The 16,498-nt window shown below is 66.1% G+C and carries 16 protein-coding genes; 1 reads left to right on the plus strand and 15 read right to left on the minus strand.

The genetic code is table 11. The features are described 5' to 3' along the window. Positions 1-170: 170 nt before the first annotated feature. From VF631_RS06520 to VF631_RS06540, 5 genes are read right to left on the minus strand one after another with little or no spacing between them, the layout of a single operon-like run. Complete coding sequence (locus VF631_RS06520; protein ID WP_431849469.1) at positions 171-2,075, minus strand: acetyl/propionyl/methylcrotonyl-CoA carboxylase subunit alpha; 1,905 nt, start codon at positions 2,073-2,075, stop codon at positions 171-173. Beyond that, entirely contained in the window at positions 2,072-2,500 is a 429-nt protein-coding gene (locus tag VF631_RS06525; protein WP_431849470.1) for a hypothetical protein, read from the minus strand. The genes VF631_RS06520 and VF631_RS06525 overlap by 4 nt, the downstream gene beginning before the upstream one ends. A 3-nt stretch (positions 2,501-2,503) precedes the next feature. Then, complete coding sequence (locus VF631_RS06530; RefSeq protein ID WP_431849471.1) at positions 2,504-4,099, minus strand: carboxyl transferase domain-containing protein; 1,596 nt, start codon at positions 4,097-4,099, stop codon at positions 2,504-2,506. Then, positions 4,096-4,419: a hypothetical protein gene (locus tag VF631_RS06535; protein ID WP_431849472.1), complete on the minus strand. Its 324-nt coding sequence runs from the start codon at positions 4,417-4,419 to the stop codon at positions 4,096-4,098. Before VF631_RS06535 ends, VF631_RS06530 begins: the two co-directional genes overlap by 4 nt. Further along, positions 4,416-5,567: an isovaleryl-CoA dehydrogenase gene (locus VF631_RS06540; RefSeq protein WP_431849473.1), complete on the minus strand. Its 1,152-nt coding sequence runs from the start codon at positions 5,565-5,567 to the stop codon at positions 4,416-4,418. The genes VF631_RS06535 and VF631_RS06540 overlap by 4 nt, the downstream gene beginning before the upstream one ends. A 107-nt stretch (positions 5,568-5,674) precedes the next feature. On the opposite strand from VF631_RS06540, the gene VF631_RS06545 reads away from it, so the two are divergent. Next, positions 5,675-6,871, plus strand: coding sequence for an acetyl-CoA C-acyltransferase (locus VF631_RS06545; protein ID WP_431849474.1), 1,197 nt, complete (start codon positions 5,675-5,677; stop codon positions 6,869-6,871). A gap of 16 nt (positions 6,872-6,887) precedes the next feature. Here the strand turns inward: VF631_RS06545 and VF631_RS06550 are convergent, their stop codons facing one another. The 10 genes from VF631_RS06550 to VF631_RS06595 all read right to left on the minus strand — a co-directional run bounded on the left by VF631_RS06550 (position 6,888) and on the right by VF631_RS06595 (position 16,285). Then, positions 6,888-7,226, minus strand: coding sequence for a DUF6481 family protein (locus tag VF631_RS06550; protein WP_431849475.1), 339 nt, complete (start codon positions 7,224-7,226; stop codon positions 6,888-6,890). 72 nt (positions 7,227-7,298) lie between these two features. Then, on the minus strand, positions 7,299-7,925 hold the full coding sequence (locus tag VF631_RS06555) for a L,D-transpeptidase family protein (protein WP_431849476.1): 627 nt from the start codon (positions 7,923-7,925) through the stop codon (positions 7,299-7,301). A gap of 37 nt (positions 7,926-7,962) precedes the next feature. Next, a complete protein-coding gene (otsA, locus tag VF631_RS06560; RefSeq protein ID WP_431849477.1) occupies positions 7,963-9,354 on the minus strand; it encodes an alpha,alpha-trehalose-phosphate synthase (UDP-forming) in 1,392 nt (463 codons plus the stop codon). Positions 9,355-9,369: 15 nt separating this feature from the next. Beyond that, on the minus strand, positions 9,370-11,160 hold the full coding sequence (locus VF631_RS06565) for a glycoside hydrolase family 15 protein (protein ID WP_431849478.1): 1,791 nt from the start codon (positions 11,158-11,160) through the stop codon (positions 9,370-9,372). Further along, the gene (gene otsB / locus VF631_RS06570) at positions 11,157-11,897 is read right to left on the minus strand and encodes a trehalose-phosphatase (RefSeq protein WP_431849479.1); all 741 of its coding nucleotides are present in this window, start codon (positions 11,895-11,897) and stop codon (positions 11,157-11,159) included. Before otsB ends, VF631_RS06565 begins: the two co-directional genes overlap by 4 nt. Positions 11,898-11,937: 40 nt before the next feature. Next, on the minus strand, positions 11,938-12,423 hold the full coding sequence (locus VF631_RS06575; protein WP_431849480.1) for an SH3 domain-containing protein: 486 nt from the start codon (positions 12,421-12,423) through the stop codon (positions 11,938-11,940). 95 nt (positions 12,424-12,518) lie between these two features. Next, complete coding sequence (locus tag VF631_RS06580) at positions 12,519-13,925, minus strand: NAD(P)H-dependent flavin oxidoreductase (RefSeq protein WP_431849481.1); 1,407 nt, start codon at positions 13,923-13,925, stop codon at positions 12,519-12,521. Positions 13,926-13,974: 49 nt separating this feature from the next. Beyond that, positions 13,975-15,108, minus strand: coding sequence for a glycosyltransferase family 4 protein (locus VF631_RS06585; RefSeq protein WP_431849482.1), 1,134 nt, complete (start codon positions 15,106-15,108; stop codon positions 13,975-13,977). 26 nt (positions 15,109-15,134) lie between these two features. Continuing rightward, positions 15,135-15,413, minus strand: a complete 279-nt coding sequence (locus VF631_RS06590; protein WP_431849483.1) for a GNAT family N-acetyltransferase — start codon at positions 15,411-15,413, stop codon at positions 15,135-15,137. Beyond that, the gene (locus VF631_RS06595; RefSeq protein ID WP_431849484.1) at positions 15,410-16,285 is read right to left on the minus strand and encodes an alpha/beta fold hydrolase; all 876 of its coding nucleotides are present in this window, start codon (positions 16,283-16,285) and stop codon (positions 15,410-15,412) included. Before VF631_RS06595 ends, VF631_RS06590 begins: the two co-directional genes overlap by 4 nt. Positions 16,286-16,498 lie beyond the last annotated feature (213 nt).

A 16,498-nucleotide genomic window follows, 5' to 3' on the forward strand; every position in this document is an offset into this window, starting at 1 on the left:
CCCCCTTGCGGGGGAGGGTTGCGCAGACTTGGCAGCTTGCTGCCTAGTCGAAGCTGGGTGGGGGGTCAGCGCTCGCGGTTGCGAGCGCGCGCTCCTTCGGAGCGCACCCCCTATCCGACCCTGCGGGCCACCTTCCCCCGCACGGGGGGAAGGGAGAAGCGCAATCCCGCTCACTCCCCCTTCTCCACCCGCGCCAGCACCGTCCCTTCCGTCACCTGCGCGCCTTCGCTCGCGTGCAGCTCCGCCACGATCCCGTCGAATGGCGCGGCGAGGCTATGCTCCATCTTCATCGCCTCCAGCGTCAGCAGCCTTTGCCCCTTCGCTACCCTGTCGCCCTGCCGCACCTCGACCGCGATCACCCGGCCCGGCATGGGCGAGATCATGGTTCCGTCCGAAGCGGCGCCGCCGCCAGCGCCGCCGGCCGAACCGGGAGAGCGAAAGGCGAAGGCGCGCCCTTCGTAGAAGATCACCAGCTCTTGCCCGATGGCGGCATGATCAGCGCAGGCGCTGGGATATTCCACTCCGGCGAGGCGGGTCTCTTCCCGGTGTTGAAGCGCGACGGAAGGATCGGGGGCCGCATTGGCTCGAAAGCCCTCAAGCTCCCGCCACGGACCATTCTCGCCCGGTTTTCCGAAATCGAGCGAACGCATCGCCGCCGCGGCTGCGTTCCAGATGTCGTCCCCCGCCTGTGCGGGAAGGATGAGCTGGTCGAGGTGCCGGGCGATGAAGCCGGTGTCGATCTCGGCGGCAATGAAGGACGGGTGGCAGACCGCTTCGCTCAGAAAATAGGCGTTGGTTTTGACCGGCCACACCTGGACGCCATCAAGCGCCTCCACCAACGAGATCGACGCCGACGATCGGTCTTCGCCTCGCCCGATGATCTTGGCGATCATCGGATCATAATAATGGCTGACGCTGCCACCTTCCTGAACACCCGCGTCGATGCGGGCAGCGCGAGCGAAGCCGTCTTTGGGTGCTTCAAGGACGAAATGATCGAGCCTTCCCGTCGACGGCAGAAATCCGTTGGCCGGATCCTCCGCATAGAGACGAGCTTCGATCGCCCAGCCGCTGATGCTGAGTTCGTCCTGCCGCTTCGGCAGCGTCTCCCCGCTGGCTACGCGCAGCTGCCACTCCACCAAATCCTGGTTGGTGATCTCCTCCGTCACCGGATGCTCGACCTGGAGCCGCGTGTTCATTTCCATAAACCAGATGCAGTCGGCGCGCAGGCCCTCGGACGCATCGGCGATGAACTCGATCGTGCCCGCGCCGACATAGTCGACCGCCCGCGCCGCCTTGACCGCCGCGCCGCACACCGCCGCGCGCGTCGCCTCGTCCATGCCAGGCGCGGGCGCTTCCTCGATCACCTTCTGGTGGCGACGCTGGAGCGAGCAATCGCGCTCGAACAGGTGGACCACGTTGCCGTGCGTGTCGCCGAACACCTGCACCTCGATGTGGCGCGGCGAGAGGATGTATTTCTCGATGAGCACGCGATCGTCGCCGAACGAGGCGGCCGCCTCGCGCTTGCAGGAGAGCAGCATGTCGGCGAACTCGGCAGAGGCGTTGACCCGCCGCATTCCCTTCCCGCCGCCGCCCGCGACCGCCTTGATCAGCACCGGATAGCCGATCGCGTCCGCCTCGGCCTGCAGCCGCTCCGGCGCCTGATCCTCGCCGAGATAGCCGGGCGTGGTCGGCACCCCCGCCGCATCCATCAGCTTCTTGGCCGCGTCCTTGAGGCCCATCGCCCGGATCGAGGACGGGTTCGGCCCGACCCAGATCAGCCCCGCGTCGATCACCGCCTGCGCGAAGTCGGCATTTTCGGAGAGGAAGCCATAACCGGGATGGATCGCCTCCGCGCCCGTGGACTTGGCTGCCCCGATGATCTTCTCGCCGACTAGGTAGCTTTCCCGCGCCGGCGAAGGCCCGATATGCACCGCCTCATCCGCTTGGCGGACATGCAGCGCCTTGGCGTCCGCGTCGGAGTAGACCGCAACGGTGCGAACCCCGAGGCGGCGCGCGGTGCGGATGATCCGAACCGCGATCTCGCCGCGATTGGCGATGAGGAGCGAGCGGATCATCGAGGGTAATATCTCCAGACGAGGATCGCTGCGAGCAGAACAAAGGGCAAGGCGAGCAGAAGATACCCTCGTGCTGAATGTGTGGCAGCTTGGATTGAATCGGGAGCCGGCAATTCCACTTTTCTCCACTCAACCTCGGCCGGCATAGGCCTGCCCATGAGGTATGCAGAAAAGATCTCCGCAACGATCTCTTGAGTAAGGGCATCACTGCCTCGGACGCGAGCGCTTCGATGGCTTTCGAAACTGCCGCTTCTTCTCTCGACTAGGAAGCCAGCCTTCTGAACCGCCGCTTGAACGTAATTCTCACCACCCGATGTCAAAATCGCGAAAGTATTTGTCTCACCATTCAACTTGGCGAGACTGCTACGAACGTCCGCCTCGGTCGTCACATCATGACTGGCGCCGTTCTCCATCTCAAGCCGCATCGATCACATCCTGAACAAACCGAACTGCGCCCGCTCCGGGATCGGCGCGTTCAGCGTCGCCGCGAAGGCGAGGCCCAGGACATCCCGGGTCTGGGCCGGGTCGATGATGCCGTCGTCCCACAGGCGCGCGGTGGCGTAGTAAGGATTGCCCTCGTCTTCGTAACGCTGGCGGATCGGCGCCTTGAACGCCTCCGCTTCTTGTGGCGTCCAGCTCTCCGCATCCTTGTGCACCGTCGCGAGCACACTCGCCGCCTGCTCGCCGCCCATCACGCTGATCCGGCTGTTGGGCCAGGTGAACAGAAAGCGCGGGCCGTAGGCGCGGCCGTTCATGCCGTAATTGCCGGCGCCGAAGCTGCCGCCGATCAGGACGGTAATCTTGGGCACCTGCGCGGTCGCGACGGCGGTGACGAGCTTGGCGCCGTCCTTGGCGATGCCGCCCGCTTCATATTTGCCGCCGACCATGAAGCCGGAGATGTTCTGCAGGAACAGCAAGGGCGTGCGGCGCTGGCAGGCGAGCTCGACGAAATGGGCGCCTTTCAGCGCGCTTTCGCTGAACAGGATGCCGTTATTGGCCAGGATCGCGACCGGCATGCCCCAGATACGCGCGAAGCCGCAGACCAAAGTCGTGCCGTAGAGCTGCTTGAATTCGTGCAGCTCGGAGCCGTCGACGATGCGGGCGATCACCTCGCGCACATCGTACGGGGTGCGGACGTCGTCGGGGATGATGCCGTATAGCTCGTCGGGATCGTGCCTCGGCGGGACCGGATCGGCTAGGTCGATGTCAATCGGCTTGGTCGTGTTCAGCCGCGCGACGATGCTGCGCACGATCGAGAGCGCATGCTCGTCATTGTCGGCCAGGTGATCGACCACGCCCGACTTGCGCGCATGCAGATCGCCGCCGCCGAGATCCTCGGCGCTGATGACCTCGCCGGTCGCCGCTTTCACCAGCGGCGGGCCGCCGAGGAATATCGTGCCCTGGTTGCGCACGATCACCGTCTCGTCGCTCATCGCCGGGACGTAGGCGCCGCCGGCGGTGCAGCTGCCCATTACGCAGGCGATCTGGGCGATGCCTTGCGAAGACATCTGCGCCTGATTGTAGAAGATGCGGCCGAAATGATCGCGATCCGGGAAGACCTCGGCCTGGTGCGGGAGGTTGGCGCCGCCTGAGTCCACCAGGTAAACGCAAGGCAGCCGGTTCTGCATCGCGATTTCCTGCGCGCGCAGGTGCTTCTTCACGGTGAGCGGGAAGTAGGCGCCGCCCTTCACCGTCGGATCGTTGGCGACGATCATGGTCTCGCGCCCGGAGACGCGGCCGATGCCGGCGATCACTCCGGCGCCGGGTGCTTCGTCGCCGTACATTCCGTTGGCGGCAAGCTGGCCGACCTCAAGAAACGGGGAGCCGGGATCGAGCAGCCGCGTTACCCGGTCGCGCGGGAGCAGCTTGCCGCGGCCAACATGGCGCTCGCGATGCTTCTCCGGGCCGCCCAGCGCCGCGGCGGCGACCTTGGCGCGAAGCTCCTCGACCAGCCCGCGATTGTGCGCGGCGAACTTGCGGTAAGCCTCTGATCCCTCGTCGATCTTGCTGGTCAGCTGCGTCACGCGGCGCCTTCCGCCTTGGCTTCCTTGGCTTCGAACTTCTCAACGGCTTTCTCGACCACCTCCATCCTGCGGCGGTTCTTGGCGCTGAGCAGATACTGGTACACGCCGAGCAGGTTGACGAAGAACAGGATGCCGTTCTGCCAGGTTAGGCCACCGCCGTCCGGCTGAGTCTGCGCGAACAGGATCCAGGCGATGTTCATCGTGCAGAACAGGATGAAGCCGAAGCCCGTCACCTTTCGCCCGAAATCCCCGGCGAGCATGATCGCGGCGACGATGCCGCTTATCGTAGCATACCATTCGATGAGCTCGGAGCTGCTCATGCGCCGATCAGTTCCCGGCCGATCAGCATGCGCCGGATCTCGTTGGTGCCGGCGCCGATGTCGAGCAGCTTTGCATCGCGCATGAAGCGTTCGACCGGCCAATCCTTGGTATAGCCTGCCCCGCCCAGCGCCTGGATCGCCTCCAGGCTGACCTTCACCGCATTCTCGCTTGCCAGCAGGATCGCACCGGCGGCGTCGAAACGCGTCGTCTTGCCGGCGTCGCAATTCTTGGCGACGGTGTAGACGTAAGCTCGCGAAGAATTCAGCGCGACGTACATGTCCGCGATCTTGGCCTGCATCAGCTGGAACGCGCCGATCGGCTTGCCGAACTGCTTGCGGTCGCGAATATAGGGCAGCACCCAATCCAGGCACGCCTGCATAATGCCGAGCTGGATGCCGGCGAGCACGGTGCGCTCGTAATCCAGCCCACTCATCAGCACGCCGACGCCGCCATTGACGGGGCCCATCACATTCTCTTCGGGCACTTCGCAATCGTTGAAGACGAGCTCGGCGGTGGGAGACCCGCGCATCCCCATCTTCGGGATCTTCTGGCCGATCGAGAAGCCCGGCATCCCTTTCTCGATGAGGAAGGTGGTGATGCCTTTCGAGCCGTCGCCGGTCTTGGCGTAGACGACCAACGTGTCGGCATAAGGCGCGTTTGTGATCCAGAATTTGGTGCCGTTCAGGACATAGCCGCCCTGAACCTTGTCCGCCTTGAGCTTCATCGACACGACGTCGGAGCCCGCCCCTGCCTCGGACATGGCGAGCGATCCGACATGCTCGCCGGAGATCAGCTTGGGGAGATACTTCGCCTTCTGCTCCGGGTTGGCCCAGCGGCGAATCTGGTTGATGCAGAGGTTGGAATGCGCGCCGTAGCTCAAGCCCACCGAGGCCGAGGCCCGCGCGACTTCCTCCTGCGCGACGACATGTTCGAGATAGCCGAGGCCAAGCCCTCCATCCTCCTCAGCGACGGTGATGCCGTGCAGGCCGAGCGCGCCCATTTCCGGCCACAGCTCGATCGGGAACCAGTCCTCCTCGTCGATGCGGGGGGCGAGCGGCGCGATCCGGTCGGCGGCGAACCGGGCGGTGGTCTCCCGGATCGCGTCCGCCATCTCGCCGAGCGCGAAGTCCAGCCCGATATCGACCATGTGTCCTCCTGTTGCGCGGCGGCCCTAGCAGAGGGGTTGCGATTTGAACAAGGCGAGCGAAGCCTCTATTTCCGTTGAAGCTAAGCCCGCACCGTTCGGAGACTTCCATGGCCACCGCCGCGCACGACCCAATCGTCATCCTCTCCTACGCCCGCACGCCGATGGGCGCGTTCCAGGGGCAGCTAGCCGGCACGCCCGCGACAGAACTCGGTGCCGCCGCGGTTCGGGCTGCGGTCGAGCGGGCGGGGATCACGGGCGATCATGTCGACAAGATCTTCATGGGCTGCGTGCTCCCGGCCGGCCTAGGGCAAGCGCCTGCGCGCCAGGCGGCTCTCGGCGCCGGCCTCCCGCGTTCGGTCGAGGCGACCACCATTAACAAGGTCTGCGGCTCGGGCATGCAGGCCGCGATGTTCGCGCATGACATGATCGCGGCCGGCTCCGCCGATCTGATCGTCGCGGGCGGAATGGAGTCGATGTCGAACTCGCCATACCTCATGATGAAGCACCGCGCGGGCGCTCGGATCGGCCACGACACCGTCTATGACCATATGATGCTAGACGGTCTCGAGGACGCGTATGATCGCGGCCGCGCAATGGGCACATTCGCCGAGGATAGCGCGCGCGAGTACCAGTTTACCCGCGGCCACCAGGATGAATATGCGATCGAGTCCCTCCGCCGCGCCACCGAGGCGATCCGCAGCGGCGCCTTCGACCGCGAGACCACGTCCGTGACGGTCAAGACCCGCAAGGGCGAGGAAGTGGTCACCTGCGACGAGCAGCCCGGCAAAGCGAATCCGGAAAAGATCCCAGGCCTTAGGCCGGCCTTCGCCAAGGACGGCACGATCACCGCCGCCAATGCCTCGTCCATTTCGGACGGCGCCGCGGCGCTGGTGCTGACCCGCCAGAGCGTCGCCGATCGGCTTGGGGTCAAGCCGGTCGCCCGCATCGTCTCCCATGCCGCCCACGCCGCCGAGCCGAGCAAATTCACCACCGCCCCCGTTCCCGCCGTGCGCAAGGCGCTCGAGAAAGCCGGCTGGCAGGTCGGCGACGTCGACTTATGGGAGGTCAACGAGGCCTTCGCCTGCGTCGCTATGATCGCAATGCGCGACCTCGGCATTTCCCGCGAGGCGCTCAACGTCCACGGCGGGGCGACCGCGCTCGGTCATCCGATTGGGGCGAGCGGGGCTCGGATACTCGCGACCTTGCTCAGCGCGCTGGACACCCATGGGCAGAAGCGCGGGCTTGCGACGCTGTGTATTGGTGGCGGTGAGGCGACGGCTATGGCGGTCGAACTTGTCGACTAACGCGCTAAAGCTCGGCTCAGGACTTCCGGCCCTTGCGCGCCGCGTACTTCGCGTCGCGGGCCGCCTTCAGTTCGGCTTGCGTGGGCGGCACCACCTTGGCTGCTTCCTTGGCCTGCGCCGCGTCTTCCTTGGCCTTGGCGGCGGCTTCCTTCTCGACGGCCAGCCGCTCGCGTTCGGCCTGTTTGGCCGCGCGCGCTTCGGCCTGCTTGGCTTCCTTGGCGAGCCTGGCCGCCTGGCGTTCGGCGGCGACCTGAGGGTCGATCTCGGGCTTGGCCTTGAGCTTATCCAGGGCCTTCTGCTTCGCCTCGGCGGCGCGACCGACGCGGTCCTGGAATGTGTCTTTGAGAGGCTTCATTCATTGCTCCTGGGCCGGACAGAAAAGTTCCGGCAGCATCGCCCCGCCATAAGGGCCTGAGCTCCCGTTCGTCTAGGGCGTGGGCAGTGCCGCTTCCGCTGGCTTGCGTCTGCCTGGCGCACTTTCGAAGGTCCGCGCAGGTCCATAAGGCGCATTGGCGTTGAGGCGGGCCAGCTTAAGCGCGGCCTCGGCGGTGGCGATGCGGTCCTCCGTCACGAACACGAAGCCGCCAAGCTCGGTTACGCCGAACAGCTTCTGGGCAAAGGTGGCCGGCAGGCGAAAGCAGCCGTGGGAGGCGGGGCGACCGGTGACCTCCCCGGCATGGAGCGCGATCCCGTACCAGTTCAGGCGCTGCATCCACGGCATCGGCGCGTTGGAATAGCGGTTTGAACGGTGGAAGCGCTTCTTCTCCAGGATCTGGAACCGGCCGATCGGGGACTCGCGGCCCTTGACGCCGCTCGACACGGACGCCGCGCCGATCAGGGCGCCGCCGCGGAAGACGTAGGCGCGCTGTTCGGCCAGGCCGATCACGATTTCGACCGGACCTTCGGTGGCCAGCTCCGGCTGCCAGATATGGCCGCCGGCCTTGAGCTTTTCGGCACGGACTTCGATCGGCTCCGGCGGCGCGGCGATCGCGACCGGCGTGAAGGCGAGCAGCAGGGCAGTCAGCGCTGTTCGAAACGAGTTCTTTGCCATCATCGGACCCGCACAACGAGCGGCCGGCGCTCCGGTGCCATCAATTCCCATCCGCCGCATTCCCCTGCAGCGCCTCCACGAAGCTGCGCCGCCACCATACCACGTCCTGGTCGCGGACGCATTCGTGCATCGCCTGCCATCGCCGCACGCGCTCCTCCAGCGGCATCTGCAGCGCGCGGTGGATGGCGTCGCTGATCTCCTCCTTCGAGTAGGGATTGACCAACAGCGCGTCCTTGAGCTGCAACGCTGCGCCGGCGAAGCGGGACAGGATGAGCACGCCCGGATTTTCCGGATCCTGCGCCGCGACATATTCCTTGGCGACCAGATTCATGCCGTCGCGCAGGGGGGTCACCAGTGCGATTTCGGACGCGCGGTAAAAGCCGGCCAGGTCCTCGCGGCCATAACCCTGGTTGACGTAGCGGATCGGCACCCAGTCGACGCTGGCGAACTCGCCGTTGATGCGGCCGCTCAGCTCATCAAGATCGGTTCGGATGATCTCGTAGGTATCGACCTCGCCCCGGCTTGGCGGCGCGATCTGAAGCAGGAAGACCTTGCTCTGGCACTCCTCATGCTCCTCCAGGAAACGGCGATAGCCGAGAAAGCGCTCTTCCAGCCCCTTGGAGTAATCCAGACGGTCGACGCCGATGATGGTGTGCCGCCCCGTGGCGCTCGCCCGCAGCCGATCGAACGCAGCGCGCGCGCCTTCGCTGTTCGCGGCTTCGCTGAATTCCTGATAGTCGATGCCGATCGGGTAGGCGGCGGCATGGACCGAGCGATCGCCGACATGAACGGTACCGTCCGGATCGCAACGGCCGCCAAGCTCGCGTTCGACATAGTGGCGGAAGGATTCCAGCCACTCCTCGGTCTGGAAGCCGATCACGTCATAGGCCAGCATCGAGAGCACCAGCCCTTCGTGGAAGGGCAGCGACACCAAGAGCCGCGACGGCGGGAACGGGATGTGGAGGAAGAAGCCCATGCGGTTGGGGAGGCCGCGCTCGCGAAGCTGTGCGGCGAGCGGGATCAGATGATAGTCGTGGATCCAGACGAGGTCGTCCGGCTCGATCAGCGGCGCGACGGTCTCGGCAAAGCGCTCGTTGACCCGCTCATAGCCGCCGGCGAAGCTGCGATCATATTCGGCAAGATCGATGCGGTAGTGGAAGAGCGGCCACAAAGTGCGGTTGGCGTATCCGTTATAATATTCGTCGATGTCCTGCGGTTCGAGGTCAATAGTGGCAGAGGTCACGCCCTCATGGCGCTGGAAGTTGATCTGGCCGGTGAACTGGTCGGTTACGTTCCCCGACCAGCCGAACCAGAGGCCGCGATACTCCCTGAGCGCGGCAGACAGGGCCACGGCGAGGCCGCCCTGCGCCCCGCCCTCGCCTTCCGGCTTGGGCGCGGCGACGCGGTTCGAGATGACAATTAGCCGGCTCACATCAACCTCGAACAGTCATCGCACGGAACTCCACGGCTGGCTCAACATGACGGCGCAGTTGATCAGTCCGACCAGCGAATAGGTCTGCGGATAGTTGCCCCACAGCTCGCCGGTCTCGAAGTCCGTGTCTTCGGACAGCAGGCCGGCGGGCGTGAGCCGCTGCAGCGTGCGCTCGTACAGCTCGCGCGCCTCTTCCGAGCGGCCGGAAAGATGCAGCGCCTCGATCAGCCAGAAGGTGCAGAAGTTGAACGCGGTCTCCGGCAAGCCGAAATCGTCCTCGGCGGCGTAGCGCAGCATGTGCTCGCCGCGGCGGAGCTCCCGCTCGACCGCTTCGAAAGTGGCGGCGAAGCGCGGATCGTCGGGCGCGAGAAAGCGCATGTCGACGAGCTGGAGCAGGCTGGCGTCGGTCTCGCCGCCCCCGAAGCTCGCGCCGAAGCGCTTGCCCGGCTCGAACCATGCGTCACGCTCGATCCGCTCCCGGATCGCGGCCGCCCGGTCCCGCCAGAAGGCGGCGCGCTCCGGGAGACGCAGCGTCTCGGCGGCGTTACCGAGCCGGTCGCAGGCCGCCCAGCTCATCACCGAGCTGTAGGTGTGGACGGAGGTGCGGGTGCGATATTCCCACAAGCCCGCATCTGGCTGGTCGTGCATCGCCCAGGCGCGCTCGCCGACCTTCTCCAGAGCCTCGAAATCCTCGACGGTGGCGCGGCGCAGCAGGCGTTCGTCGAAGAAGGCTTGGACGTTGGACAGGATGATCTGGCCGTAGGCGTCGTGCTGGATCTGAGTGTAGGCTGCGTTGCCGACCCGGACCGGGCCCATGCCGCGATAGCCGGCCAGTCCCTCGGCGACCCACTCGTCAAGCCGGGGCTCGCCGGAGACGGCGTAGAGCGGCTGGATCTGCCCGCCCTGGGCCGCATCGACGATGTTGCGCAGGTAGCCGAGATAGCCCTCCAGCACGTCCAGCGCGCCCAAGCGGTTCAGCGCCTGGACGGTGTAGTAGGCGTCGCGGATCCAACAGTAGCGATAATCCCAGTTGCGTCCGCTGTTCGCCGCTTCCGGGATCGAGGTGGTGAGCGCCGCGACGATCGCGCCCGTCTCCTCATGCTGGCACAGCTTGAGCGTGATCGCGGCCCGAATCACCTGGGTCTGCCATTCGAGTGGGACGGCCAGGCCGCGCACCCAGTCCCGCCAATGATCGGACGTCTGGTGCAGCATTGTCGCGAGCGTGTGGCCGACATGGCCGCTGAACGGCTCGTCGGGGCCGAGGAAGAAGTTCAGCGTCTTCTCGAGGCGGAAGGAGCGGCCGTCGAGCACATGGCTGACCGGCGCGTCGGTGGTGAGCCGGAGCGGCTGCCCTTCCAGCAGATAGCGGATGTGATTGCTGCCGCTGGTCCGCTCGGCGTCGCGCCCGCCCCAGTTGCGCGCGGGGTTCAGCAGCACCCGGACGCGGGGCGCGCCGCGGATCGCGCGGACGATCCGGACGAAGGCGACCGGCCGGTAGGTGCGGCCGGTGCGCTCGAACCGTGGGCAGAAGTCGAAAACCTCCGCCACCGCCCCGTCCGCGTCGGTGAGGCGCGTGACGAGAATGGGGGTATTGCGCAGATAATGCTGCTCGGCCGCGACCTGGTTCTCCAGCGCGATCCGCCACACGCCGCGAGGGCCTCCCTCCTCCCCCACAGGCGACAGCAAGGCGCAGAAGAGCGGATCGCCGTCGACCTGCGGCGCGCAGCCCCACACCAGGCCCGCCGCGGAGTCGACGAGCGCGCTGACCTGACAATTGCCGATCGGCCAGAGATTGAGATCGCTCATGCGGAGGCGAGACGCTCGAGCCAGTCCGCGACGGCGCAGACCCCGTCGAGCCGCCACTGTGCCGCGCTGTCCCGCCCGTGGCCGACCAGGACGCCTCCTCCACCGAGTTCGGCAGCGGCGTGAAAGGCGTCCTCGTCGGTCAGATCGTCGCCGACGAAGATCGGCCGCGAGCCGGCGAACGGGGATTGGAGCATGAAGGCACGTACTGCATCGCCTTTGTCCGCCCCGGCCGGCCGGAGTTCGGTCACCATCTTTCCCTGCTGTACGGACAGGCCGCTTTCGACCGCGAGCCGGGCCATGAACTCGCGCACCTGCCGCTCGCGGTCCGGGGCGCGGCGATAATGAACGGCGACGCTGAACGGTTTCTCCTCGACGAGCAGCCCCGGCTCGCACTCCGCGAATCGGCCGACCTCCTCGCAGACGCCGTCGAGCTCGCGAGGCGCCGCGAGCGGGACGAAGCTGCCGTCAGCCAGGCGCAGCTCCAGGCCGTGCGAGCCGGAAACAGCCAGCCCGCGGCATGAGAGATAGCGTTCGAGATCCTGAATGGAGCGGCCACTGACGACGGCAAGGCGACCGTCGAGCCGCTGGGCCAACCGCTGGAGCAGATGCGGCAACTGAGGCGAGACGCGAATGGCGTCCGGCGTTTCCGCAAGCTCGACCAACGTGCCGTCGAAATCGAGGAACAGCGCCGCATCGGCAAGCGAGGCAGGCGGGAGTGTCTGGTACGCGATGTTCACGCCCGCCCGTTGGCAAGCCGGGCGGCGAAACTCAAGGCGGCTAGAACTTCTCGCCTGGATTGGTGCCCCAGATATGGTCGGTGCTGACGAAGCCGCCGCGGCCCGCGACATCGAGGCGGCACCAATTGTTCGCGCATTCGGACAGGCGGCCGACGACTCCGGGCTCGACCCGGAAGCTGACGCGGGAGCCGGCTTGCGGCGCTTCGTGCAGCGGGCGCGGCTCCGTGCCGCGAACGATCGCAGTGCGGGTGTCGCTGAGCAGGTTGACCAGCATCCAGCCGGACGTCCCGTCCGGATCCTGCACCTTGCGCCAGCTGGGATAGACTTCCAGCACCTTCACCGGCAGGTCGGCGCGCTGATAAAGCCAGATCGCAGGATAATTCTTCCCCGGCCCCGTGCGCATCAGCGCCTTGCCCGCCGAGATCGAGGCCCAATAGGGGGTCTGCCGCTTCTCCTGCGCGACGGCGCTCGGCGAAGACAGGGCCGCTAGGACAGGAAGCAGGGCGAGAGCGAACGCCTTGCGCATGATCAGTCAACTCCTTCGGCCGCAGCGTTCAATTAAGCGCGGCTGCGGTGGCGGTTCAATCGGCTTGTGGTGCGAATGGTTCAGCTTGGGACGGTTCAGTCGCCCGTCTGGATGCGCTCGACCAGTTGCTTCACGGTCGGCACGAAGCCGTTCGAATAGAACGGGTCCTTTTTGAATCGAAACGCCGAGTGGCCGGCGAACATGAGGTTCTCCTCGACAGGGCCTCCATGGGCAATGTCCTGCAGCGTCTTCTGGATGCAGAAGGAGCGCGGGTCGGCGAGGCGGCCGGTCGAGTTCTTCTCATTGTCCGCCCAGGAGGAGAAGGCGCACTGGCTGAGACAGCCCATGCAGTCGGCCTGGTCCTTGCGGATGATCGTCTTTTCTTCGGGCGTGACGAAGACCAGCGTCTCGTCAGGCGTCTTGAGCGCTTCGGTATAGCCCTGGGCGTACCATTCGCGGGCGTGGAGCAGATCGCCGCGGGTGACCCAATAATTCTTCTTGGTGCCGATGCCGACGTCGAGCTCGAACGCGTGGTCGCCAAGCGACTCCTTCGTGAAGGCGATCTGGCGGTGCGAGCGGGACTCGAGGCTCCTCAGGAACGGATTGCGCACCGCGGACGAATAGAAGCCGGTCGGCGAGAAGCGGTGGAGGAGTATGTCGCCTTCCTCCAAGGTCATCAGCCGCTGCTTCCAGCCCTCCGGGATCGGGCTTTCCTGCGTCAGCAGCGGGCGCGTGCCGAACTGGAAGACGATCTGGCCAAGCTCCGGATTGTCGATCCAGTGCTCCCATTCCTTCAGGTTCCAGACGCCGCCGGCCATGACGATCGGCACCTCGTCGGAGATGCCGCCCTGGCGCATGGTGTCGCGCAACGCCTTGACGCGGGGATAGGGGTCCTGGGGCTGTAGCGGGTCCTCGGCGTTGGACAGGCCGTTGTGGCCGCCGGCCAACCATGGGTCTTCATAGACCACCGCGGAAAGATAGTCGGCGAACTTGGAATAGGCGCGCTTCCACAGCGCGCTGAACGCACGCGCGGAGCTGATGATCGGCAGGTAGGAAACGCCGTAGGACGCCGCAATCTCGGACAGTTTGTACGGCATGCCGGCGCCGCAGGTTACGCCCGCGACCATCCCGCGGGTGCGTTCCAGCACACCGTGGAGAATGCGCTGGGCACCGCCCATCTCCCAGAGCACGTTGATGTTGATCGCACCCTTCCCCCCGGCCACTTCATAGGCGCGGCGGACCTGCTCGGACGCGCCTTCGATCGCGTAGTTGATCAGCTCTTCATGCCGGTCCCGGCGGGTCAGCGCGGAATAGATCTGCGGGACGATCTTGCCTTCCGGATCGTAGCTGTCGGCATTGACGGCGGAGACGGTGCCGATACCGCCCGCGGCTGCCCAGGCGCCCGAGCTCAGATGATTGGTGGCCGAAACGCCTTTTCCGCCTTCCACCAGCGGCAACACTTCGCGGCCGCCATATCGGATCGCGTTTATACCCTTGAACATCCGTCCTCCAAACAAGTGGCGCGCCTATAAGCCCGAAGCGGCAAAGCCGTCAAAGTTGGTACGGAAACGCACCAGTGCGGCCGATGGCTTCGCTATAAAGGTCCGCATAGGCCCGGATCATCGCGGATTCGTCATATTCGTCCCGCGCCTTTGCACGATTGGCCCGGCCCAGGCGCTGCCGGAGACCAGCATCACCGGCAAGACGGCCGAGCGCATCGCCGAGCGCCTGCTCGTTTTCCACCGGGACGATCAAGCCGGCATTCTCTTTGGCGACCATGTGCGGGACGTCGCCGACAGCGGTCGACGCGGCCGGCAGTCCCGCCGCCATCGCTTCGAGCAGCGAGATCGGAAACTGCTCGCTGTCCGACGATAGGGCGAAGATATCGAACAGGCCCATGTAGCGGGCCGGGTTTGGCAGAAATCCGGGGAGATGAACGCGCTCTGCGACGCCAAGGCGAGCCGCCTCGGCTAGGATCGCCCCTTTTTCCGGTCCCTCGCCGACAATGACGAGGCGCGCCGGCTGGCCGACCGTCGCGAAGGCGCGGACCAGTCGTGGCAGGTTCTTCACCTTGCGCAGCCCGGCGACAGTTCCGACGATCAGCTCGCCTTCGCGGGGGACGAGACCCGGGATAGCGTCCGTGGCTGGCTTTTCGCTGAAGGAATCGAGCGGAATGCCGTTGGGGATGCGGGTCACCCGCTCCTCGCCCTGCGCCCAGGCTGTGCGGGCGATCTCTTCCAAACGCCGGGACGGAACGACCAGCCGGTGCGCGCCGCTCAGCCCCAGGCGACGATAGAGGTTACGGCTTGGCTTCAGGCCGTTCGCCTCGTCCTCGTTGAAGCCGTCCTCGTGGTGCACGAGAGGCGGTCCGCGAAACAGATATTTGGCCATCACCGCGTCGAACGCGCCCCAATTGTAGGTCAGGACGAGATCGAACTCGCGCATGTAGCGTGACAGCCGGAACAGGCGGGCCAGTCCGAAGTGGCCTGTGAGAGAGGGCGCGTTCTTCGGAAAGTTGACCCTGATGCCCGGCGCGATTGCCTCCCTTGCGCCGAGCTGGTCCGGCATGCCGCTCAGCACACTATGGTGCGCGGCGTCCCCCCAGGCGTTCATCAGCTGGACTGCCCTCGCTTCCTTCCCGCCAAGCGAGAAGGTCGAGTGCGCATGAAGGATGCGGACGGGCATGCGCCCTTATGAGGCGGGGTGTCTGCTTAGGCCAGCAGGTCCTGCGTCTCGGGATGGGTGTCCACATAGTGGCGCACGAACGAGCAGAGCGGGGAAATATTCAGCCCCTTCTCCCGAACGTCCGCCAGGGCGCCGGCTATGAGCCTGCTCCCGATGCCCTGCCCTTCAAGCTCGACCGGCACTTCGGTATGCGTGAAGAGGAGCGTATCGCCTTCGCGCCGGTAAGCGGTGATCGCCGTGGCCCCGCCCGCCTCCAGCTCATACCAGCCGCGCTCCTCATTGTGGCGCACCTCGCTCCTGCTCATGCTTGATGCTCCCTGCGGCAAATCCGCTCAAGCAAACGCTCGATGCCCGCGATCGCCTCAGGCTCGTCGAGGGTGGGCGCGTGGCCGACGCCGGGAACGGTAACCGCCTCCATCTCCGGGACCGCCGCAATCATGCGCTCGACCGTGGCCGTGGAGAGCAGGTCCGACAGCTCGCCCCGAACGACAAGCGAAGGGATGCCTCGAAGCCCGTGGAAGGCGCGTTCCAGGTCGAAGCCGGTCGCGCCGCCCGGGATGCGGAACGGCTCGGCGATACGCATGTCGTAATCGAAGCCGATCCGCCCGCCCGAGCCGAGCTTGCACAGCCGCTTTGCGAAGATCAGCCACTGTTCCAGCGTCCAGTCGGGGTAAACCTCGCGAAGGGTTTCGGCGAAATGACGCGCGGCGTGCAGCCAGGTCGGCCAGCTTTGCGTCCGCCCGACATAGGAGCGGATGCGCTCGAGCCCGCGCTCGTCGATCGTCGGACCGATGTCGTTGATAAGCGCCCCGGCGATCCGTGGCCCTTCGCTCATCGCCAGCAGCATGGTGATCAGGCCGCCGAGCGAAGTCCCCAACAGGATGAACCGCGTAAGCGCGAGCTCCCGGATCAGCGCTTCCATGTCCTGAAGGTAGGTGAGTGGGACATAGCTCATCGGATCCTTCGCGTAGGCGCTCTCGCCACGCCCCCTCAGCTCCACGCAGATCACCCGCCAGGTGCCGCCGAGCCTCGCCGCCACGCCCTCGAAGTCCCGCGCGTTTCGAGTCAGCCCAGGGATGCAGATGATCGGCGGCCTGTCGGCCGGCCCAGCATGGTCGCGATAATGAAGCCGAAGACCGTCATTGGACCACCAATAGCCGTCGCTCCAAGCTGCCATGCGATACCCCTTGCCCGGCCTCCTATCCACGGATGCGTTCGCGGGGGCAATGCTCACGCTGCTGCCATGGCGACGCCGCAGCCGCCTGGAGCGCCCGGCCTGCGCTTGCGCGATGATCGGCGGTCGCGCTCCGGTCGGAGATCAGTCGCAACCACGATTGAGCGCCGCTCCACGATATAGTGGGCGCGATCCGCCGGCTGGGCGGGGCCTTTG

Source organism: Allosphingosinicella sp. (assembly GCF_036387615.1).
Lineage (GTDB): Bacteria > Pseudomonadota > Alphaproteobacteria > Sphingomonadales > Sphingomonadaceae > Allosphingosinicella.